The organism is Micromonospora aridisoli (assembly GCF_056150025.1).
Genome location: NZ_JAXCFK010000008.1, coordinates 22,768 through 44,785, shown reverse-complemented (window position 1 = coordinate 44,785; position 22,018 = coordinate 22,768). Strand labels below are relative to the sequence as shown.

The 22,018-nt window shown below is 71.7% G+C and carries 17 protein-coding genes; 8 read left to right on the top strand and 9 right to left on the bottom strand.

From position 1 onward, the window contains the following. Position 1 precedes the first annotated feature (1 nt). Positions 2 to 2,701 carry a DNA polymerase I gene (polA, locus tag SM447_RS17945; protein ID WP_474573969.1) on the top strand — a complete coding sequence of 900 codons (2,700 nt, stop codon included), beginning with the start codon at positions 2 to 4 and terminating at the stop codon, positions 2,699 to 2,701. Between the two features lie 247 nt (positions 2,702 to 2,948). Here polA and SM447_RS17940 read toward each other — a convergent pair whose 3' ends face one another. The 5 genes from SM447_RS17940 to SM447_RS17920 all read right to left on the bottom strand — a co-directional run bounded on the left by SM447_RS17940 (position 2,949) and on the right by SM447_RS17920 (position 6,405). Next, positions 2,949 to 3,380 (bottom strand): DUF3140 domain-containing protein, encoded by a 432-nt coding sequence (locus SM447_RS17940; RefSeq protein ID WP_474573968.1) that lies wholly within the window; start codon positions 3,378 to 3,380, stop codon positions 2,949 to 2,951. Next, positions 3,367 to 3,585, bottom strand: a complete 219-nt coding sequence (locus tag SM447_RS17935) for a hypervirulence associated TUDOR domain-containing protein (protein WP_357585235.1) — start codon at positions 3,583 to 3,585, stop codon at positions 3,367 to 3,369. The genes SM447_RS17940 and SM447_RS17935 overlap by 14 nt, the downstream gene beginning before the upstream one ends. A gap of 79 nt (positions 3,586 to 3,664) precedes the next feature. After that, the gene (locus SM447_RS17930; protein ID WP_474573967.1) at positions 3,665 to 4,876 is read right to left on the bottom strand and encodes an esterase-like activity of phytase family protein; all 1,212 of its coding nucleotides are present in this window, start codon (positions 4,874 to 4,876) and stop codon (positions 3,665 to 3,667) included. 63 nt (positions 4,877 to 4,939) lie between these two features. Beyond that, a complete protein-coding gene (locus SM447_RS17925; protein ID WP_474573966.1) occupies positions 4,940 to 5,542 on the bottom strand; it encodes a Uma2 family endonuclease in 603 nt (200 codons plus the stop codon). Between the two features lie 56 nt (positions 5,543 to 5,598). Beyond that, on the bottom strand, positions 5,599 to 6,405 hold the full coding sequence (locus SM447_RS17920) for a class I SAM-dependent methyltransferase (RefSeq protein WP_474573965.1): 807 nt from the start codon (positions 6,403 to 6,405) through the stop codon (positions 5,599 to 5,601). A gap of 325 nt (positions 6,406 to 6,730) precedes the next feature. Here SM447_RS17920 and rpsA point away from each other — a divergent pair, with 325 nt between their 5' ends. Together rpsA and coaE are read left to right on the top strand one after the other, a co-directional pair. Beyond that, complete coding sequence (rpsA, locus tag SM447_RS17915; RefSeq protein WP_474573964.1) at positions 6,731 to 8,221, top strand: 30S ribosomal protein S1; 1,491 nt, start codon at positions 6,731 to 6,733, stop codon at positions 8,219 to 8,221. A 260-nt stretch (positions 8,222 to 8,481) separates the two neighbouring features. Next, a complete protein-coding gene (coaE, locus tag SM447_RS17910) occupies positions 8,482 to 9,663 on the top strand; it encodes a dephospho-CoA kinase (protein ID WP_474573963.1) in 1,182 nt (393 codons plus the stop codon). A 35-nt stretch (positions 9,664 to 9,698) separates the two neighbouring features. Here the strand turns inward: coaE and SM447_RS17905 are convergent, their stop codons facing one another. Continuing rightward, positions 9,699 to 11,303 (bottom strand): hypothetical protein, encoded by a 1,605-nt coding sequence (locus SM447_RS17905; protein WP_474573962.1) that lies wholly within the window; start codon positions 11,301 to 11,303, stop codon positions 9,699 to 9,701. 393 nt (positions 11,304 to 11,696) lie between these two features. Here SM447_RS17905 and uvrB point away from each other — a divergent pair, with 393 nt between their 5' ends. Together uvrB and SM447_RS17895 are read left to right on the top strand one after the other, a co-directional pair. Continuing rightward, entirely contained in the window at positions 11,697 to 13,805 is a 2,109-nt protein-coding gene (gene uvrB, locus SM447_RS17900) for an excinuclease ABC subunit UvrB (RefSeq protein ID WP_474573961.1), read from the top strand. Positions 13,806 to 13,960: 155 nt separating this feature from the next. After that, a complete protein-coding gene (locus SM447_RS17895) occupies positions 13,961 to 14,815 on the top strand; it encodes a helix-turn-helix domain-containing protein (RefSeq protein WP_474573960.1) in 855 nt (284 codons plus the stop codon). Between the two features lie 209 nt (positions 14,816 to 15,024). Here the strand turns inward: SM447_RS17895 and SM447_RS17890 are convergent, their stop codons facing one another. Next, the gene (locus SM447_RS17890) at positions 15,025 to 15,318 is read right to left on the bottom strand and encodes an antibiotic biosynthesis monooxygenase family protein (RefSeq protein WP_474573959.1); all 294 of its coding nucleotides are present in this window, start codon (positions 15,316 to 15,318) and stop codon (positions 15,025 to 15,027) included. A gap of 194 nt (positions 15,319 to 15,512) precedes the next feature. Here SM447_RS17890 and SM447_RS17885 point away from each other — a divergent pair, with 194 nt between their 5' ends. Together SM447_RS17885 and SM447_RS17880 are read left to right on the top strand one after the other, a co-directional pair. Next, the gene (locus SM447_RS17885; protein ID WP_474573958.1) at positions 15,513 to 16,511 is read left to right on the top strand and encodes a TerC family protein; all 999 of its coding nucleotides are present in this window, start codon (positions 15,513 to 15,515) and stop codon (positions 16,509 to 16,511) included. Positions 16,512 to 16,920: 409 nt separating this feature from the next. Further along, entirely contained in the window at positions 16,921 to 17,727 is an 807-nt protein-coding gene (locus SM447_RS17880) for a tyrosine-protein phosphatase (RefSeq protein ID WP_474573957.1), read from the top strand. Here the strand turns inward: SM447_RS17880 and SM447_RS17875 are convergent. Next, positions 17,681 to 18,577: a serine hydrolase gene (locus SM447_RS17875; protein WP_474573956.1), complete on the bottom strand. Its 897-nt coding sequence runs from the start codon at positions 18,575 to 18,577 to the stop codon at positions 17,681 to 17,683. The genes SM447_RS17880 and SM447_RS17875 overlap by 47 nt on opposite strands. Before the next feature lie 7 nt (positions 18,578 to 18,584). After that, positions 18,585 to 20,453: a translational GTPase TypA gene (gene typA / locus SM447_RS17870; protein ID WP_474573955.1), complete on the bottom strand. Its 1,869-nt coding sequence runs from the start codon at positions 20,451 to 20,453 to the stop codon at positions 18,585 to 18,587. Positions 20,454 to 20,580: 127 nt separating this feature from the next. Here typA and SM447_RS17865 point away from each other — a divergent pair, with 127 nt between their 5' ends. After that, a complete protein-coding gene (locus SM447_RS17865) occupies positions 20,581 to 21,933 on the top strand; it encodes a DedA family protein (protein ID WP_474573954.1) in 1,353 nt (450 codons plus the stop codon). Positions 21,934 to 22,018: the final 85 nt, after the last annotated feature.

Here is a 22,018-nt window from a genome sequence, read left to right as displayed (position 1 = left end):
CGTGACAGCTACGACCCCACGCCTGCTCCTCGTCGACGGACACTCCCTGGCCTACCGGGCGTTCTTCGCCCTGCCGGTGGAGAACTTCTCCACCACGACCGGGCAGCCGACCAACGCGGTCTACGGCTTCACCTCCATGCTGATCAATGTGCTGCGCGACGAGCAGCCGACCCACATCGTCGTCGCCTTCGACGTCTCCCGTCGCTCGTTCCGCACCGAGAAGTACGCGGAGTACAAGGCGGGCCGCAGCGAGACCCCGACCGACTTCAAGGGCCAGGTCAGCCTGGTGAAGGAGGTCCTGGCGGCGTTGCGGGTCCCGGTGGTGGAGAAGGAGGGCTACGAGGCCGACGACGTCATCGCCACGCTGGCCTGCCAGGCCCGCGACCAGGGCATGCCGGTGCTGATCTGCACCGGCGACCGGGACGCCTTCCAGCTCGTCGGCGAGCAGATCACCGTGCTCTATCCACGCAAGGGCGTCTCCGACCTGGCGCGGATGGACCCGGCGGCGGTCGAGGCGAAGTACGGCGTCGCCCCCGACCGCTACCGTGATCTGGCCGCGCTGGTCGGCGAGACCAGCGACAACCTGCCCGGCGTTCCCGGGGTCGGCCCGAAGACCGCGGCGAAGTGGATCAACCTGTACGGCGGGGTCGAGGGTGTCATCGCCCGCGCCGACGAGATCAAGGGCAAGGCGGGCGACAGCCTCCGCGAGCGGCTCGCCGACGTGATCCGCAACTACGAGATCAACTGCCTGGTCTCCGACCTGGAGCTGCCGCTGCGTCCCGAGGACGCCCGCTGGCAGGGGTGGGACCGGGAGGCGGTGCACCAGGTCTTCGACACCCTTCAGTTCCGCATCCTGCGGGACCGGCTCTACCAGTACCTGGAGGCGGTCGAGCCGGAGGCCGAGTCGGGCTTCGACCTGGCCGGCGAGGTGCTGGCCGCGCCCGGCGCCCTGGCGGGCTGGCTGGAGACGCACGCTCCGGCCGGCACCGGTGTCGGCGTCGCGGTCAAGCTCGACACCGGTCCGAACCGTCGCCACACCGCCAGTGTCACGGGGATGGCCCTGGCCACCGCCGACGGCGCGGCGGCCTGGTTCGACCCGGTGCAACTGGAGGCCGGCGACGAGGCGGCGCTGGCGGCGTGGCTGGCCGACGAGACCCGGCCGAAGGTGCTGCACGACAGCAAGCCCGCGGTGCTCGCCTTCGCCGCCCACGGTTGGGTGCTGGCCGGCATCGCCCGCGACACCCAGATCGCCGCCTACCTGGCCCGCCCCGACCAGCGCTCCTACGACCTGACCGACCTGGCGCTGCGCTACCTGCACCGGGAGTTGCGGGTGGACGCCCCGGAGACCGGCCAGTTGACCCTCGACGGGCTCGGCGGCGACGGTGAGGCGGAGCAGAACCTCATGCTCCAGGCCCGGGCCACCCTCGACCTGGCCGACGCGATCGACGCGGAGCTGTCCCGCGACGGGGAGCAGTCGGCCCGGCTGATGGCCGGGGTGGAGCTGCCGCTGATGCGGGTGTTGGCGCAGATGGAGCGCACCGGCATCGCCGCGGACACCGACTACCTGACCGAACTGGAGGCGCACTTCGCCGCCGAGGTGAAGGCCGCCGCGCAGGGCGCGTACGAGGCGGTGGGGCGGGAGTTCAACCTGGGCTCGCCGAAGCAGTTGCAGGAGATCCTCTTCGGTGAGCTGAACCTGCCCAAGACCAAGCGGATCAAGACGGGCTACACCACCGACGCCGACGCGTTGCAGTGGCTCTACGCGCAGAATCCGCATCCGGTGCTGGCTCACCTGCTGCGCCACCGCGATGTGGCGAAGTTGAAGTCGACGGTGGACGGGCTGCTGAAGTCGGTCTCCGACGACGGGCGCATCCACACCACCTTCAACCAGACGGTGGCCGCCACCGGTCGGCTCTCCTCCACCGAGCCGAACCTGCAGAACATCCCCATCCGCACCGAGGAGGGGCGGCGGATCCGCCGCGCCTTCGTGGTGGGGGAGGGCTACGAATGCCTCCTCACCGCCGACTACAGCCAGATCGAGATGCGGATCATGGCGCACCTGTCGGCCGACGACGCGTTGATCGAGGCATTCAACTCCGGTGCCGACTTCCACGCCGCCACCGCGTCGTCGGTCTTCACGGTGCCGCTGGCCGAGGTCACCCCGGACCAGCGCCGCAAGATCAAGGCGATGAACTACGGCCTGGCGTACGGGCTGAGCGCCTTCGGCCTGTCCCAGCAGCTCGGCATCAGCGCCGAGGAGGCGCGCGGGTTGATGGAGAACTACTTCGCCGGCTTCGGCGGCGTGCGTGACTACCTGCACGAGGTGGTCGCCCGGGCCCGGCAGGACGGCTACACCTCCACCATCCTCGGCCGCCGGCGATACCTGCCCGACCTGGTCAGCGACAACCGGCAGCGGCGGGAGATGGCCGAGCGGATGGCGCTCAACGCCCCGATCCAGGGTTCCGCGGCGGACATCATCAAGGTCGCCATGCTGCACGTCGACACCGCGCTGCGCGACGCCGGCCTGCGCTCCCGGATGCTGTTGCAGGTGCACGACGAGCTGGTCTTCGAGGTGGCCCCGGGGGAGCGGGCGGCGCTGGAGGAACTGGTGCGGCGCGAGATGGGCGGGGCGTACCCGCTGTCGGTGCCGCTGGAGGTCTCGGTCGGCGACGGCCGCGACTGGAACAGCGCCGACCACTAATCCGGTTCTCGTGGAGGGTTTCGGGGCAGCCCGACCCGCTCCGGGCGGTCAGGCTTGATCCCTGCGCGGGCCGGGCTGCCCCGAAATCCGGATGTGGTCACGGAACGCGGGTCAGGCACGGTCCTGCGGGCGAATCGTGCGCTGATGCCAGGCAGTTTCGGGGGCGTTGCTGCCTCGCGGGTCGGCTGACACCGCAACTTCGCCGAAGTTGTCGCCTGCTGGTGTGGGCCGCAGTCCAACGCAGGTCTCAGCGGCCGGGGCCTCGGCGGGACTTCGGTGGGGTGCCGTGTCGGTCGAGGGCCTTGCGGGAGGGGCCGCCGGGCGGTGGCAGCGGGGCCTTGACCGGGTCGTGGCCCCAGTTCATCAGCGAGTACCGCCACCGGGTGTCGCGCACGTCGCCGCTGGGGCGCTGGGCCATGTGCCGTCGGACGTACCCGACGACCTTGCGCATGTGCTTGTAGTCGGCCTCGGAGAGCTGGCCGCGCTTGCGGCGGAGCAGGTCGATGATCCTCCGGCCGGACTCGTGGCCCACCGTCTCGCCGCCGCCGCTGCCCTTGCGACGCCAGCCGACGTGCTTGGACTCGTCGGTCTCCAGCCACTTGGACAGCTCGCCGGGCTTCATGTTCACCGCCTCGGTGAACTCCCGGTAGGTCTGGTCGGGGTCGTCACGACGGCTCACGGCGCAGCACCTCCGGGCGGTGGGCGACGTCCCGGCCCGAGTCGTCGTTGCGGATGCGGTACTGCGGCTGTTCCGGTGAGGCGTTGACGGCGTGTCCGCGTACGTGGGTCCGTTCGGTCAGCTTCTCCTTGACCACGCCGTGGGCCCGGCCGCTGTGGCTGGCCCAGGAGACGTGGTCGCCCCGGCGGAACTCCTCGTCGGCCATGCCGACCGGGTACCCGGGCCGGACCGGTGAAAACGCGCTGGCCCGCCCACGGGGTCACCGGGGGCGGGCCGGTCGCGGCCTAGCGGAGGATGCGCGGGTCGGGGTCGAGCGAGCGGGGCAGCGTGATGACGATCCACTCGTTGTCCTCGGCCACGCCGGGGGCGCGGCCGGTGGAGAACGGGAAGTTGTTGTCGTTGAGCACCGCGACCCGCTTTTTGTCCAGGATCACCACGTTCTCGATGGTCTGGAACGGGAACGTGAAGGTGGTGTCGAAGCCACCCAACCGCTTCGGGTTGGCGACGTTCATCAGGTCGACCAGCAGCGTCTTGTCCAGCAGGCCGTCCTTGTCCCGGTCGCGGGTGTCGGCTACGTAGAGCCGCTTGATCACGGCGGTGGGGCCCTGGCCGCCGTCCCGCTCGATGATCAGGAAGCGGTGCCGGTCTATCGCGATCGCGTCACCGATGGCGAGGTTCGGCGCCTCCAGCCGGTAGGTGTGGCGCTTGCCGGTGTAGCGGCCGGTCCGCAGGTCGAACTCGTTGAGCCGCAGGTCGCCCGGGGTGTCGCCCTGGACGGTGCCCTCCAGCATCGCGTAGAGGTGGCGGCCGTCGGGGGAGGCGACCAGGCCCTCGAAGCCCCGGCTGCTGGCGAGGGTGGCGGGGACGCCGGTGCGCGCGGCGGTTTCCGGTGCGACCACGCCGTCAAGCGGGACCGGTGCCCGCAGCAGCCGGCCCGCCCGGTCGAAGTGCAGCAGGTACGGACCGAACTCGTCACCGATCCAGTAGGTGCCGTCCGCCGCCTTGACGATCGACTCGACGTCGAAGTCGGCGCCGGTGAGCACCCGGTCGGCGCGGGTCAGCTGCCACGGGACGTGCCCGGCGGGGTCGGTGAGGTTGATGCCGCCGACCACGTCGACCGTGCCGGTGGCGAACACCGGGGCGAGCCGGTGGATGCGCAGCAGGAAGTCGGCCGAGTTCGCCTGGTTGCCGTAGCCGTTGTCGGACAGCACGTCGAAGGTGCCGTCGCCGTTGTCGGCGATACCGGAGAAGCCCTGGATGGGCTGGTCGGCGAAGGGGGTGGCGTAGCCGTTGGTGTTGCCGGTGATGAGGCTGCCGGAGGGTTCACTGCCCGGTACGAAGCTGGCGGCGGGCAGCGACGCGAAGCCGGTCAGCGTCGGCGTGGCGACCTTCGGAGCGCCGGCGAGGGACGCGGTGCCGCTCAGGCTGAGGGTGAGGACGAGGACGCCGGCGCCGGCGAGGACCCGACCCAGGCGCCTGGTGGTGATCTCTCTCATGGAACCGGACGCTAGGGAACGCGGGTGAACTCAAGTGGACCTGTCGGTGGCGCCAGTCGGGCCCTAGTGGGTGATTTCGCTGATCGCCAGCTTGATGTCGAACGGCTCGGTCAGCTCGACCAGCTCCGCGCTGTCGGCGACGAGTTCGTACTGTCGCTCCCCGCCCGGCCCGATCCGGTCACCGAGGCGGTACGCGTACAGGTGTACCGGGTCCTGCTCGATGCGCCAGTAGAAGGGGATGCCGGCGGCGGCGTACTCGCCTGGTTTGGCGAACCGGTCGACCCGGCGGGTGCCCGGCGAGACGACCTCGACGGCCAGGACGACGTCCGCCGGCCGCAGTCGGGACCGGTCGGACGGCAGTGCCGCGTGGCACAGCAGCACGTCCGGTTGCCGGCTGGTGTTGTGGCTGAGCCCGACGCCGACCGCCTGGGCGGCGCGCAGGTGGGCCGGCGCGTGGGCGCGGAGCCACAGCCACACCAGGCTGGAAATGTCCTGATGGCCCAGGGTGGGGGAGGGTGTCACGTGGATGACTCCGTCGACGAGTTCGACGCGGGGGGCGTCGTCCGGCAGGGCGAGCAGGTCCTCCAGCGTGTAGTCGGCACGCTGCTGCCGCATCGGGTCCGGACACCAGGGGCCAGGTGATGTCGGGATGGGCTCGGCGCTCATGACCTGAGGGTACTGCCGCTGGCGGGGTCCGGGTCGCACCACGAGTGTGGTGCCGCTCAGTGGGCCTGTTTCTCAGCCACGAAGATGGCGGTGCCGGGGAAGAGCCGGCCGCGCAGCGGGCTCCACTGCCCCCAGACCCCCTCGTGTCCCTCGGGCCACTCCGGTTCCACCAGGTCCAGCAGCCGGAAGCCGGCACCGACCAGTTCGCGTACCCGGTCGCCGAGGGTGCGGTGCTGCTCGACGTAGCTGGCCCGGCCGTGCTCGTCCTGCTCCACGTAGGGCCGGGTGTCGAAGTACGAGTGCACGGCGGTCAGTCCGCCCTCGCCGGGGTCGTCCAGGAAGATCCAGCGCATCGGGTGGGTTACCGAGAACACCCACCGGCCGCCGGGTCGTAGCACCCGGTGCACCTGGCGCATCAGCGCCGCCGAGTCCTCGACGAACGGCACCGCGCCGAACGCCGTGCAGGCGGTGTCGAAGGTCTCGTCGGCGAAGGGCAGCGCCAGCGCGTCGGCCTGGGCCAGCGGGACGCGTACCCCACTGCGGGCGCTGGCCTGCGCCGCGTGCCGCAACATGCCGGCGGACAGGTCCACCGCGACCGGGCGGGCACCCTGGGTGGCCAGCCAGCGGGAGCAGGACGCCGCCCCGCAGCCGACCTCCAGCACCCACCGCCCGGTCACGTCGCCGAGCAGCCGGGCGTCGGCCTCGCGCAGGCCCTCCGGGCACCAGACGAAGTCCACGTCGCCCAGGAAGCTGCCGTGTTCCGCCTGGTACGCGTCGGCGTCGGCGTCCCACCAGCGTCGGTTGGCGTCGCGGGCCTCGGCCTCGTCGACCCGGCGCCGGGTCACCCGGTCGTCGTCGGTCACCAGGCCACGCTAGGCCTTCACTCCGGCACGGCGGGCGGCGGCCCGCTCCGCCATCGGGCGCGCTGGTCGAAATCTCCGCTTTCGCGGCTGGTGCGCCGATGAGGAGACGGGAGGGCTTGCACGCTGTGGTAATGCAGCAGGTAGGGTAGACGATGCGCTCGCGGATCGTGTGCCTCGGCAGGGAGCAGGTGCGCGGTCGACGGAGTCACATCACGATGTCGTTCAGCGATTTCCGGGTGGGCCCGCCGGCGGATCCGTTGGCGCACACAGGTCACCGCGACACCAGCCTGCTGTGACACACCATCCGACCGGAGCAACCGCCCACATGACGAGCAGCATCGAGGCCCCCTCGAGCGCCACCAAGGTCACCGTCGACGATCTCGGCTCTGAGGAGGCTTTCCTCGCCGCGATCGACGAGACCATCAAGTACTTCAACGACGGCGACATTGTCGAAGGCACCGTCGTCAAGGTCGATCGGGACGAGGTCCTGCTCGACATCGGCTACAAGACCGAGGGTGTCATCCCCTCTCGTGAGTTGTCGATCAAGCACGACGTGGACCCGGCAGAGGTCGTCTCGGTGGGCGACCACATCGAGGCCCTTGTCCTTCAGAAGGAGGACAAGGAGGGTCGGCTGATCCTCTCGAAGAAGCGGGCACAGTACGAGCGGGCCTGGGGCACGATCGAGAAGATCAAGGACGAGGACGGCGTCGTCCGCGGCTCGGTCATCGAGGTGGTCAAGGGTGGCCTCATCCTCGACATCGGGCTGCGCGGCTTCCTGCCGGCCTCCCTGGTCGAGATGCGGCGCGTGCGTGACCTGCAGCCGTACGTCGGCCGCGAGCTCGAAGCCAAGATCATCGAGCTGGACAAGAACCGCAACAACGTGGTGCTGTCCCGCCGGGCCTGGCTGGAGCAGACGCAGTCCGAGGTGCGTACCGAGTTCCTCAACAAGCTCCAGAAGGGGCAGGTCCGCAAGGGCGTCGTCTCCTCGATCGTCAACTTCGGCGCCTTCGTCGACCTGGGCGGCGTGGACGGTCTGGTGCACGTCTCCGAGCTGTCCTGGAAGCACATCGACCACCCGTCCGAGGTCGTCGAGGTGGGCCAGGAGGTCGAGGTCGAGGTCCTGGACGTCGACCTGGACCGCGAGCGGGTCTCGCTGTCGCTGAAGGCGACCCAGGAGGACCCGTGGCGTCAGTTCGCCCGGACCCACGCGATCCAGCAGATCGTGCCGGGTAAGGTCACCAAGCTGGTGCCGTTCGGCGCCTTCGTCCGGGTGGACGACGGCATCGAGGGTCTGGTCCACATCTCCGAGCTGGCCGAGCGTCACGTGGAGATCCCCGAGCAGGTCGTCCAGGTCGGCTCCGAGGTCATGGTCAAGGTCATCGACATCGACCTGGAGCGCCGCCGGATCTCGCTGTCGCTCAAGCAGGCCAACGAGGGCTTCGTCGAGGGCGAGGAGCACTTCGACCCGACCCTCTACGGCATGGCCGCGACCTACGACAACGAGGGCAACTACATCTACCCGGAGGGCTTCGACCCGGAGACGGGCGAGTGGCTCGAGGGGTACGAGAAGCAGCGCGAGACGTGGGAGACGCAGTACGCCGAGGCGCGGCAGCGCTGGGAGGCGCACCAGAAGCAGGTGCAGACCTCCCGGGCCGCCGAGGCCGAGGCCGCTGCCAACCCGCAGCCGGCGCCCACCGGCGGCACCACCACCTCGACCAGCGCGGCGCCCAGCCGGCAGGCCGAGGAGCCGGCGGGCACGCTGGCCACCGACGAGGCGCTCGCCGCGCTGCGGGAGAAGCTCGCCGGCGGCAAGTGACCCGACCACGTCGGCGCGTGACGCCGCGCCGTCGCTGACAACGGAGGGCCCCGCCCCGACCCCGGTACTCCGGGTCGAGGCGGGGCCCTCCGCCATCACCCCCTCCCACCCCACTCATCCCGTTGATCATGAGGTTGGCGGCACTTTGAAGATCAACAACTGCCGTCAACCTCATGATCGACGCCGGGTGGGCGGGTGGGGCGGGGGTGGGGGAGCGGGGTGGGTTGGCGGGAAGGGCATGATCGGGTTGACTGGGTGCCGTGCTGAGGGTGGGGTTGACCGGCGGGATCGGTTCGGGCAAGAGCGCGGTGGCGCGCCGGCTGGTCGAGCGCGGCGCGGTGCTGATCGACGCCGACCAACTCGCGCGGGAGGTGGTGGCGCCCGGCACCGAGGGCCTCGCCGAGGTCGTCGCCGCCTTCTCCGACCGGGTGCTGGACGCCGACGGGGCTCTGGACCGGGCCGCCCTGGGTGATCTGGTCTTCACCGACGAGTCGGCCCGGCGCAGGCTGGAGGCGATCGTCCACGGCCGGGTCCGGGCCCGTACCGCCGAACTGTCCGCGGCCGCGCCGCCGGACGCCGTGGTGGTCAACGACGTCCCGCTGCTGGCCGAGGTGGGGCTGGCGCCCGCGTACCACCTGGTGGTCGTGGTGCAGACGGCCGTGGAGACCCGCCTGACGCGGCTGGCCCGCGACCGGGGGATGGACCGGGCGGAGGCCCAGCGCCGGATCGCCGCCCAGGCCGACGACGCCCGCCGGGCGGCGGTGGCGGACGTGCTGCTGACCAACGAGGGCACTCTCGATCAACTGCACGCGGTGGTCGACGCCCTCTGGCGCGACCGGCTGGTGCCCTTCGAGGCCAACGTGCGAGACCGGCGGGCGGTTCAGGTGGAGCGGGTCAGCCTGGCCGCGCCCGACCCCACCTGGCCCCAGCAGTACGCCCGGCTGGCGGCCCGGATCCGGCACGCCATCGCCCCCGCCGACCTGCGCATCGATCACATCGGCTCGACCGCCGTCGCCGGTCTGGCCGCCAAGGACATCATCGACATCCAGCTCAGCGTGCCGTCGCTCGCCGAGGCGGACGGCATGCTGGTCGAGCGGCTGGCCGAGGCCGGCTTTCCCCGGCTGCCCGGCGAGTGGTGGGACAGTCCCCGACCGGCCGGCAGCCGCCGGTGGGAGAAGCGGCTGCACGGCAGCGCCGATCCGGCCCGCCCGGTTCACCTGCACGTGCGGGTGGCCGACTCACCCGGCTGGCGGTACGCCCTGCTGATGCGCGACCACCTGCGGGCCGACCCCGACCAGCGGGCCGCGTACCTGGTGCTCAAGCGGGAGCTGGCGGCGTCCGCGCCGGACAGCGGCTCGTACGCCACGGCGAAGGACCCGTGGTTCGACGAGGAGCACCTGCGGGCGGAGGAGTGGGCGGCGCGTACCGGTTGGCGCCCCTGAGACCGCGGGCGTCGGAGCGGAACGGTGCGCCCCGGTCAGCGTTTCGCGGGCGGCGGTGTCAACCGCGGCACCCGGCCCGGGTCGAGGTCGAGCTGCGCCCAGACGCCGGCCCGGGTCGGCAGCTCCACCCGGCGCAGCATTCCGTTCCGGTCGACCCAGTAGCGCCGCGGCCCCCGAGCGGTGTCGACCTGCACCACGTCGACCGTGGCACCGGCGAGGCTGTCGCCACGTACCCGGCGTGCGCTGCCCTGGGGGCCGGTCCGGCCCGCCCGTAGCGCGGCGTCCACCAGCGGTTGCAGGGCCTCCGTGCGGTGTGGCCCGGCCCGCCAGCCGGTGGCCGGTGGCGGCAGTGGCGGACGCGTCGACCCGCCGGCCGTCGCGGCGTCGTCGATCCGGGTGACCTTGCCGCCGTGGTGGCGTACCAGGGTGCGCCGGCCCTCCGCGTCCAGGTCGGTGATGCCGAGGTACGCGGTACCCGACGTCCAGCTCAGCCAGCCGCCGCCGCGCAGGTTGGTGGCGGCGGAGACGGGACCGGTCAGGGTGACGGTCGCGCCACCGGCGGCCCGCAGGCGGGCCGGCAGCCGACGCCAGCGGTCCCGTTCCGCGGCGGTCAGGGCGCGGGGCAGGCCGGGGCGACCGCCGAGCGCCTCGACCGGCCGCAGCGTCGGCCGGTCGGCCCGGTTCAGGGCCACCGTCACCGGCCCGATCCCGGCGAGGTCGGCCTGGACCCGGTGCAGCCGGCCGGCCGCATCCAGCCAGTAGCGGGCCGGGGCACGGCCATCGGAGGCGGCGGCATCGGGGGTGCGGTTCGTGAAGGCGTCCGGGGCCGGGGTCGACACCTCCAGGACGTCGACGGTCTCGCCGTTGAGGTGCTCCCGGCCCACCCAGCGGCCGGTCCAGCCGTCCACCGGCTCGGGCCGGTCGGCGGCCAGTGTGAAGATCAGCCCGAGCAGCGGGTCGAGGCCACGGTCGGTGGGCAGCCGCCAGCCGTCGGCCGGAGGCACCAGTGGTGGCATGGCGGGTGTCGGTACGGCCGTCGGGTCGGGCCTGATCACCAGTGCGGTGGGGGTGGCCTGGGCCAGTCCGCGCAGCGGGCCCGCGCCGGGTCCACCCACGTCGAGGTAGGCCAGCCCGCGGGCCCAGTCGACCCAGCCGAGGAGGTCCGTGCGGGTCGCGCCGTCGCCGGCGGTGACCCGCAGCCCGGCCCGCAGGTCGCGGTAGTTGGTCACCCGCATGGCGGCCAGGCGTTCCCGTTCGGCCGCCGTCAGATCCCGGGGCGGCGGCCCGTCGGGTGCCCAGTTGACCAGGGTGGCCACCAGCATCACGGCGGAGAGCACCGCGGTGAGGGCCAGCCCCGCGAGGGTGAGCCGTCGCCGGCGGTTGGCCGTGCGCCGCGGGTCGTCCGCTGCGGTGGCCGTCACGGCCAGATCCTCCTCCTCGGCCCGGTTGCCGGCGGCCAGGTCGAGCAGCCCGCCGGGTACCACGGCCCGCCGGACGCCCGGCCGTGCCTCGGGTCGCCGGGCGGCCGGCTCGGCGACGGTCAGGTTGAGCGCGGCCGGTGGCACGATGCCGGCGCGGTGGCGGCGGCCGGCCGCGCGACGCCGACGGGTCTCGGGTGCCGGTCGTGAGCTGTTCTCCACGGGAGGATGAACGGGCGGGACCGTGCCGGGGTGACGAGCAGGGGCGCTCGCGGCGGCCGGTCTGCGCCCTCGGCGCGACCACGTCCGGTGCGCACGCCAGGCATGCCGGGTGCTGCGACCCTCGGTGCCGGGGGCGGCGTGGCCTGTGCGGCCCGCCACCGGCCCGGTCGGCCGCCGCGAGCGGCCTACGGGAAAAGCGTAGCCGGGTGAGAAGAACCACACAATGCGAATATCGAAGCCGATCAAGTGCCGCACGTAGTCGTCGCGGGCCGGTTCCCTGCCGACGGGTGGAGCAACGGATCCGGGTTCGCCGCCGCCGACCTCGTGGTCCGTCGGGCCGCCCGGGAGGTGGAAACGGGTTCACTGTCGGTGCCCCGGCGTACCGTTGGTCTCATGGCGCTCGACATACCCCGGCTCGACGGCCGCTTCCAGGTCGTCAGCGACTTTCAGCCGGCCGGCGACCAGCCGGCGGCGATCGACGATCTTGAGCGGCGGGTTCGCCGCGGTGACCGGCACACGGTGCTGCTCGGTGCCACGGGCACCGGCAAGAGCGCCACCACCGCCTGGCTCGTCGAGCGCCTCCAGCGGCCCACCCTGGTGCTGGCACCCAACAAGACCCTCTGCGCGCAGCTGGCGAAGGAGTTCAGCGAGCTGCTGCCGGACAACGCGGTGGAATACTTCGTCTCCTACTACGACTACTACCAGCCCGAGGCGTACATTCCGCAGACCGACACCTACATCGAGAAGGATTCCTCGATCAACGAGGAGGTCGAGCGGCTGCGGCACTCGGCGACGATGTCGCTGCTCACCCGCCGCGACGTGGTGGTGGTCGCGACCGTCTCGGCGATCTACGGACTGGGCACCCCGGAGGAGTACCTCGACCGCGCGGTGCGGGTGGCCGTCGGCCAGGAACTCGACCGTGACCAACTGCTGCGCCGGTTGGTCGACATCCAGTACACCCGCAACGACATGGCCTTCCAGCGCGGCACCTTCCGGGTCCGCGGCGACACACTGGAGATCATTCCGGCGTACGAGGAACTCGCCGTGCGCATCGAGCTCTTCGGTGACGAGGTGGAGAAGCTCTACTACCTCAACCCGTTGACCGGTGACGTGGTGCGGGAGGTGGACCATCTGCTGATCTTCCCGGCGACGCACTACGCGGCCGGGCCGGAGCGGATGGAACGGGCGGTCCGCGACATCGAGACCGAGCTGGGCGAGCGGCTGGCCGAGCTGGAGCGGCAGGGCAAGCTGCTGGAGGCGCAGCGGCTGCGGATGCGCACCACCTACGACATCGAGATGATGCGGCAGGTGGGCTTCTGCTCGGGCATCGAGAACTACTCGATGCACATCGACGGCCGGCTGCCCGGCAGCCCGCCGCACTGCCTGCTCGACTACTTTCCCGACGACTTCCTCACCGTGATCGACGAGTCGCACGTGACGATTCCCCAGATCGGCGGCATGTACGAGGGCGACGCCTCCCGTAAGCGGATGCTGATCGACCACGGGTTCCGGTTGCCCAGCGCGGCCGACAACCGCCCGCTGCGGTTCGACGAGTTCCTGGACCGGGTCGGCCAGATGGTCTTCCTGTCGGCGACCCCCGGCCCGTGGGAACTGGAGCACGCCCAGGGCGAGTTCGTGGAGCAGGTGATCCGCCCGACCGGTCTGGTCGACCCGGAGGTGGTGGTCAAGCCCACCAGGGGGCAGATCGACGACCTGATGCACGAGATCAAGCTGCGTACCGAGCGCGACGAGCGGGTGCTGGTCACCACCCTGACCAAGAAGATGGCCGAGGATCTGTCGGACTACCTCCTGGAGAACGGCATCCGGGTGCGCTACCTGCACTCCGAGGTGGACACGCTGCGCCGGGTGGAGCTGTTGCGGGAGTTGCGCCGGGGCGACTACGACGTGCTGGTCGGCATCAACCTGCTGCGGGAGGGTCTCGACCTGCCCGAGGTGTCGTTGGTGGCGATCCTGGACGCGGACAAGGAAGGCTTCCTGCGCAGCGGCCGGTCGTTGATCCAGACCATCGGCCGGGCGGCCCGTAACGTCTCCGGTCAGGTGCACATGTACGCCGACAAGATCACGCCGTCGATGGCGGACGCGATCGAGGAGACGAACCGGCGGCGGGCCAAGCAGATCGCGCACAACGAGGCGCACGGCATCAGCCCCGAGCCGCTGCGCAAGAAGATCCACGACATCCTCGACGACATCTACCGTGAGGCGGAGGACACCGAGGCCACGCGGGTCGGCGGTGCGGTGCGGCAGTTGTCGCGGGGCAAGGCGCCGGTGAAGGAGACGCGTAGTCGGGTCCGCCCCGGGGCGGGCGCGCCGGCCAGGGAGGGCATGGCGCGAGCCGAGCTGGCGCAGCTCATCCAGGAACTCAACGACCAGATGCTGGCGGCCGCGCGGGAGCTGCAGTTCGAGCTGGCGGCGCGGATCCGCGACGAGATCGGCGAGCTGAAGAAGGAGCTGCGTGGGATGGACGCCGCCGGGGTGCGGTAGGGCCGGGCGGGGTGTCCCGGGTGACGGCTCGACCGGCCCGGGCGGATCCCGCCGGGCGGACCGTCCACTTCCTACGGTGGGAGAATAGCGGAATGCGAGCGTCCTATTGCGCTAAGTGATCGCCGTGCGTACTCTCCCTCGGTGGGGAGGCAGGGATGCCGTTGCCAACGAGTCCGGTCATTCGACGTGCGCGACTGGGCGCCGAATTGCGTCAGCTACGCCGGCGGGAGTCGCTGACGCTGGAACAGGTGTGTGAGCGGCTCGGGTGGGCGTCCACCTCCAAGCTGTCCCGCATCGAGTTGGGGCAGAGCCGGCCTGATCTGGCGGACGTGCTCGACCTGCTCGACGTCTACGAGGTGCCGTCGATGCAGCGGGACGCCCTGATCGTCATCGCCCGGGACGCGGCGACCAGCCGTGGGTGGTGGAGGTCGTTGGGGGAGATGAGCGAGCGGCAGCGCACGTACGCCGAACTCGAAGCCGGCGCGGCGGGCATCGTCGAGTACCAGCCGGCGATCGTGCCGGGCCTGCTGCAGACCCCGGCGTACGCCCGGCTGCGCATCGTCGCCGGTCAGCTGATCGACCCGACCGTGGATGTGGAGGCCGACCTGCGGGCCCGGGCCGCGCGGCACGCGGTGCTCCGCCGTGTCGAGCCGCCCCGCTACACGGCGCTGATCACCGAACTGGCCTGCGAACCGGGCGACGACCCGGTGGAGGTCTGGCGCGACCAGGTGCGGCACCTGCTGGAACTGGCCGCCCTGCCGCACGTGACGATCCGACTGCTGTCGACCGGGGCGGGTCGGGGTCCGCTGCCGCTCACCCCGTTCTCCTGCTATTCCTTTCCCGACCCGGCGGACCCGCGCACGGTGATGCTGGAGGCGCTGACCACGGATGTCCGGCTGACCACCGCCACCGACGTGGACCGGTACGAGCGGATCACCGAGAGCCTGCTGGCGGCGGCCCTGCCGGAGGAGGAGACCGTGCGGCTGCTGGAACGCCGGCTCGCCGGTTGACGACCCCCACGGCGACCGGGGCGCGGAGCCGCCCGGGCCATGGTGGCCGGAAGGCCCGGCCGGGCCCTGCACCCGAACGCGGAAGCCCGCTGCGCGTCGGAACCGGGCCCGGCGCCCCCGAAGCCGTCGGGTCCGGTTCCGACGCGAGATGCACGATAGGTGGCCGGTGTGACAGTTTCTCGGGTCGGTGTGTGGTGACCCGGTGTCCGTCAGGCGGGTACGTCCACGAAGTGCTCGACCCGCGGCGGGGCGGCGAAGTGCGGGCCGATCAGCTCGCGCCACCCGACGAACCGCTCCGAGGCCCGGAAGTTCTGCTCGTGTGCCTCGACCGAGTCCCACTCCACCAGCAGCACGAAGCGGCTGGGGGACTCGATGCCCCGGGTCATGCGTACCGAGCGGCAGCCGGGCGTGCCCGCGAGCAGCTTGTGCCCCTGGGCGTACGCGGCGGCGAACGCCTCCTCGTGGCCGGGAGTGACATCGATGAGCGCTACCTCAAGCACCATGGCGGCAGCCTGCCACACCGTTGGGCGGGTCGACGCCGACCCGGGCGGCTTTCCCACCCACTGACTGCGTGGGCGGAGGGCGGTCAACTGACAACCCATCCTCCTAGGATGCTCAGCCAGGGTGGGGCCGCTCACCCGCACCCGAGGGCGTACCGTGTGCCGGTTGCTGCGCGGCTGCCGGGAGGAATGAGACTGTGAACGTGTCCGGACTGGTGTGGGCGGCCACACTCGTGGCCCTGACTGCGGTCCTCGTGGTGGACCTGCTCATCATCGGGCGCCGGCCGCACGAGCCGAGTGTGCGGGAGTCGAGTCTCTGGGTCGCCTTCTACGTCGGGTTGGCCCTGCTCTTCGGCGGCGGGCTCTGGCTCACCGCCGGGGCGAGCGTGGCCGGCCAGTTCTACACCGGATGGCTGACCGAGTACAGCCTCTCCGTGGACAACCTCTTCGTATTCGTGATCATCATGGCCCGGTTCGCGGTTCCCCGGCAGTACCAGCAGAAGGTGCTGCTCATCGGCATCGTCCTGGCGCTGGTCATGCGGGGTGGGTTCATTGCCGCGGGCGCGGCGTTGATCTCGCAGTTCACCTGGGTCTTCTACGTCTTCGGCGCGTTCCTGATCTACACGGCGATCAACCTGGCCCGGCAGGGTGAGTCGAGCGAGGAGGAGTTCACCGAGAACGTGCTCATCCGCTGGAGCCGGCGAGCGTTGCCCATCTCGCGGGGCTATGACGGTGCTCGGGTGGTGGTGCGGGAGAACGGCCGGCGGATGTTCACGCCGATGCTCATCGTCATGATCGCCATCGGCACCACCGATCTGATCTTCGCTCTCGACTCGATCCCGGCGATCTTCGGGATCACCCACGAGCCGTACCTCGTCTTCACCGCCAACGTGTTCGCGTTGATGGGGTTGCGGCAGCTCTACTTCCTGCTGGGTGGGCTCCTCGAACGGTTGATCTACCTGAGTCACGGGCTCGCGGTGGTGCTCGGTTTCATCGGGGTCAAGCTGATCCTGGAGGCGCTGGCGGAGAACAACCTGCCGTTCATCAACAACGGCGAGCACGTCGGCTGGGCGCCGCACGTCCCGATCTGGCTGTCGCTGCTGGTCATCCTGGGAGCGCTGGCGGTGGCCACGGTGGCGAGTCTGGTCAGGTCATCCCGGGATCAGCGACGCGAGCTGACCGGAGTCCGTCGCTGATTCGCGGCCTTCCGGGGGCGGCTGTCGGCCGTGCGAGGCAGGCGGCAGGTCAGGGCCGGTGACCCACGCCCCGACGTCGGCGGTTGAGCCGAGCGCCGGGGCGTCCACCGGCCGGACCGCGTCGGGGGATCTCCACAGGGCGGCGACGGCGACCCGGACACCGCCTCGGTGCCGTGCCGCGCGATCACCCCGGTCGGTCGCACCCCCGTTGCTCAGACCATAGGAGCGGCGTCGCCACACATCAATTCATCAGTCTGAATCTTTACGCGACGTCGAGGTGGCGCCGCGACCGGCTGCGGCCGACCGGACGAGGACGGGTACCGTTCGACACCGGCCAGCTCCACGACCGGGCGGGCGCGTACCGCGACGACCGTCGGGTGCGGCACCCGGTACGCGAGGGGGGGGGAACATGAGCGAGCGCGTGAGCACGGACTGGACGCTCGTCGGCGCACCCAACGCGCGGGACCTCGGCGGCCTGATCGGCGCCGGGGGCCGGCGGGTACGCGCGGGACGACTCATCCGTACACCGGCGCTGGGCCGGCTGACCGACGAGGACCTGCCGGTGCTGGCGAAGCTCGAACCGGCCTGTGTGGTGGACCTACGGGCCCACGCCGAGGTGTCGGTGGCGCCGCCGGACCGGCTGGCCGGGGAGCCGACGGTGGTGCACCTGCCGGTGCACGACCCGGCGCATCCGGTCTTCACCTACGTCTCGGCCGTGCTGCTCGGCCACGACCTGAGCGGGTACGCCGAGTTGGCGCGGCAGGGGACCCCGGCGGCGATGGCGGCGATCTACCGCTGGTTCGTCACGGGGGACCCGGCCCGGGAGGGGTTCGCCGCGGCGGTACGGCTGGCGGCCGACGCCGGCAACCTTCCGCTGGTCTACCACTGCTCGGCCGGCAAGGACCGCACCGGTTGGCTGACCGTGGTGCTGCTGCACGCCCTCGGCGTGGACGAGGCCGCGATCCGGGCCGACTACCTGGCCAACAATCCGCTGACGGCGAGCCTGCGCGAGGTGCTCATCGAGGCGATGCGGCGGCGCCACCCGGGGCTCGACGAAGCGGCCGTGCGGCCGGTGCTGGAGGTCCGCCCGGAGTATCTCGATGCCGCCTACGAGCAGGTGCGGCGGGTACACGGATCGTTCGGGGCGTACCTGCGCGACGGTCTGGGGATCAGCGGGGAGACGGTGGCGGCGCTGCGGGCGAACCTGCTGGAGTGAGCGCGCCCAGGTCGTGGCGGGCCTGCCAGACCCGGCGGGAGATGTCGGCCACCAGTTCCCGGGCGTCGGCGTCGGCCCGACCCTCGCCCTCGTCGGCGGTGGTGCAGACGACGAGCAGGTAGGCGGGGGCGTCGTCGGGGTAGACCACGGCAGCGCCGTGTCGTACGCCGCGTACCCAACCGTTCTTGTGGGCGAGCCGGGTGCCGGCGGGTAGTCCCTCGGCGATGTCCTGGCGGATCTGCTGGGCGCAGAGCGCGTCGAGCATGGCCGCGCAGCCGGCGGGCGAGGTGATCGGACCGGGGCGGGTGGTGCCGGTGGCGACGGCCCCGAGCAGCGCGGCCAGGTCGGCGGCGGTGACGAGGTTGGTGATGTCGGCCTCGCGGGCGGCGAAGTCCTCGATCCCGCGTCCGGTGACGCTGTGCCGGGCACCGGCCAGCTGCCACACCCGGGCCACGGCGGGCAGGCCGACGTGTTCGATGACCAGGTTGGTGGCGAGGTTGCTGGAGCGGACGATCATCCGGTCGGCGAGCCAGCGCAGTGACGCCTGCCCGCCGAGGCGCTGCCACACGGCCTCGTCGTTGTCGTACTCGCGGCGGCAGGAGTACGGCGGGGCGTCCGGCCGGGCGGAGGTGAACCGGTTGACGACCTCGACCGGGGCGTCCGGATCGAGGTCGCCGGCCTCGGCCGCGCGGTGCAGCGCGGCGAGCACGGCCAGTTTCATCGTGCTCGCCGCGTAGTGGGTGACCTCCGCGTGCCGGGTCCAGGTGGGCGGGGAGCCGAGTGGCCCCGCCCACACCGAAATCGTGCCCGGCTCCCGGTCCAGCCGCGCGTGGAGGTCGTCTGCGGCCATCGGCCGGTCAGCCGGCGTGCTTGCGCCGGGCCGCGGTACGGGCCCGCTGGGTCTGGTCGAGCACGACCTTGCGGATGCGGACGGCCGCCGGGGTGACCTCGACGCACTCGTCTTCGCGGCAGAACTCCAGCGCCTGCTCCAGCGAGAGCTTGCGCGGCGGGATCAGCTTCTCGGTCTCCTCCGCCGTGGAGGAGCGCATGTTGGTGAGCTTCTTCTCCTTGGTGATGTTGACGTCCATGTCGTCGGAGCGGGAGTTCTCTCCGACGATCATGCCTTCGTACACCTCGGTGCCGGGCTCGACGAAGAGCGTGCCGCGCTCCTGGAGGTTCATCATGGCGAACGCGGTGGCGGCACCGGCCCGGTCGGCGACGAGCGAGCCGTTGTTGCGGGTCCGCAGTTCGCCGAACCAGGGCTCGTAGGACTCGAAGACGTGGTGCAGGATGCCGGTGCCCCGGGTCTCGGTGAGGAACTCGGTGCGGAAGCCGATCAGGCCGCGCGCCGGGACCAGCCACTCCATCCGGATCCAGCCGGTGCCGTGGTTGACCAGCTGCTCCATCCGACCCTTGCGGGTGGCCAGCAGCTGGGTGATCGCGCCCAGGTACTCGTCGGGGGCGTCGATGGTGAGCCGCTCCACCGGTTCGCAGGTGCGTCCGTCGATCTCCCGGGTCACCACCTGCGGCTTGCCGACGGTCAGCTCGTAGGACTCGCGGCGCATCTGCTCGACCAGGATCGCCAGGGCGAGTTCGCCGCGGCCCTGCACCTCCCAGGCGTCGGGGCGCTCGGTGGGCAGCACCCGCAGCGAGACGTTGCCGACGAGTTCCTTGTCCAGCCGGTCCTTGACCATGCGGGCGGTGACCTTGGCGCCCTTGACCCGGCCGACCAGGGGGGAGTTGTTGGTGCCGATGGTCATCGAGATCGCCGGCTCGTCGACGGTGATCAGCGGCAGCGGCACCGGATTCTCGGCGTCGGCGAGGGTCTCGCCGATCATGATCTCGGGGATGCCGGCCACCGCGATGATGTCACCCGGGCCGGCGCTGTCGGCGGGCTTGCGCTCCAGGCCCTCGGTCATCAGCAGCTCGGAGATGCGGACCCGCTGGGTGCTGCCGTCGGTGCGGCACCAGGCCACCGTCTGGCCCTTGGCGATGGTGCCCTGGCGGACCCGGCACAGCGCGAGACGGCCGAGGAACGGCGAGGCGTCGAGGTTGGTGACGTGCGCCTGCAGCGGGGCGCTCTCGTCGTACGCGGGCGGCGGGATGGTGTCCAGCAGGGTGCGGAACAGCGGCTCCAGGCTGTGGCTGTCCTGTGGCACCGAACCGTCTGCGGGCTGGGTCAGGGAGGCGATGCCGTCCCGGGCGCAGGCGTAGACGATCGGGAAGTCGATCTGCTCCTCGTCGGCGTCGAGATCGAGGAAGAGCTCGTAGGTGTCGTCGACGACCTCCTTGATCCGGGCGTCCGGTCGGTCCACCTTGTTGATCACGAGGATGATCGGCATCCGGGCCTTGAGGGCCTTGCGGAGCACGAAGCGGGTCTGCGGCAGCGGTCCCTCGCTGGCGTCGACCAGCAGCACCACCCCGTCGACCATGGTCAGTCCGCGCTCGACCTCGCCGCCGAAGTCGGCGTGGCCGGGGGTGTCGATGATGTTGATGGTGACCGGGTCCGAGCCGTCGGCCGGCAGGTAGCGGACGCCGGTGTTCTTGGCCAGGATGGTGATGCCCTTCTCCCGTTCGAGGTCCATCGAGTCCATCACCCGCTCGGTCACCTCGCCCCGGGCGCCGTAGGCGCCGGCCTGCCGCAGCATGGCGTCGACCAGGGTGGTCTTGCCGTGGTCGACGTGAGCGATGATGGCGACGTTGCGGAGGTCGGTGCGAAGCTGCATGGGCTCCATCCTCCCGCCTGTGGGGTTGCGCCACGGCGTCGGGGGTCACCCTGGGTGCGTACCGGCTCGCCGGGGCGGCCGCTGTCACACTTGCGGGGTGGTCTGGCTGAGGTGATCCGGGGGCGCCGTGCACGACCTGCTGAGCTCGTTACAGAACCTGCCGCCGTCGTTGATCTACGTGGTGGCGGCGTTGATCGTGGCCGCCGAGACGGCACTGATCGTCGGGCTCGTGGCGCCGGGCGAGGCCACGCTGCTGCTGGTGGGCTTCCTCACATACGCCGGTACGCTGCGGCTCGGTCCGGCGCTGCTGGTGATGATCGCCGCCGCCGCGGTGGGTGACGCGGTGGCGTTCCGCGCCGGCCGGCGGTACGGGCCGCGGTTGCGGGCCAGTCGATGGGGCGCCCGGGTGGGTACGCACCGGTGGGCCCGCGCCGACGCGATGCTCGGGCGGATGGGTGGGCGGGGTGTGCTGACCGCCCGCTGGGTCGCGTTCGCCCGCACCTTGGTGCCGAGGCTGGCCGGGGCGGCCGGCATGCCGTACCGCCGGTTCGCGCCGTGGAACCTGGCCGGGGTGGGTACCTGGGTGGCCGCCTCGGTGCTCGTCGGACATCTGGCGGGCGAGTCGTACGAGACGGTCTCCCGGGTGCTGGGCCAGGCGACCGGTGCGGTGCTGGTGCTGGTGGCCGCGCTGGTGGCGGTGGTGCTGGCCGGGCGGTGGCTGGGCCGAAACCCCGACCCGGCGCGGGCGTTGCTGAGCCGGGCGGCCCGGGTGCCGCCGGTACGGTGGCTGTCGGCCCGCTACGGGTTGTTGTTCTTCCTGCTGAGCCTGCGTCTCGGCCCGGCGTGGGCCCTGCTGGCGAACCTGGCGGCCGGGGTGGTGCTGCTGTTCGCGGTGGGACTGGCCATCGCGTGGACCCTGCGGGCGGTGGTCCGGCACAGCGGGCTGGCCCTGATCGACGGGGCGATCGCGAGCTGGTTCGCGGCCCGGCGTACGCCCGACGCGGTGGAGGCGACGCAGGCCGCGGTGTCGGTGCTGCGTGGCTCGTCGCTGATCGTGGTGGTGGCGGTGGTGGCCCTGGTGCAGGCCTGGCGGCACCGGCCGTGGCGGGCGGACCTGCTCAGCGTGGTCGGCACGGTCGGCGCGTTCGTGCCGCTGGTGGTGCTGGCTGCGGTGGCCGACCTGGCCGCCGGTGAGCGGGTGGTGCTCTTCTCCACGCAGAACGTGCTGGTGACCGCGAGTCTGTGCACGTTGGCGTGGCTGCTGTCGCGGGGTGCCCGGTGGCCGGTCGCGGTGGCCGCGTGGACCGTGGCGACGGCCGGTGTGGTCACCATCGGCGGCGCCCGGCTGTACCTGGGCCTGAGCACGGCCAGCGGCACCGTCGGGGCGGTGCTGCTCGGTGCCGCCTGGACGGCGGTGTTCATGGTGGCCTGGGCCACCCGGGACCGTGCGGTGGCCGGCGGTCGCTCCGCCCCTGGCTGAGGCGCCGGCGCGACCCGGAGCGGGGCCGGCAGCCGTCGCGCGGGGCCACGCGCGACGGCCCGTAGCTGTTAATGTGCGGCGGGTT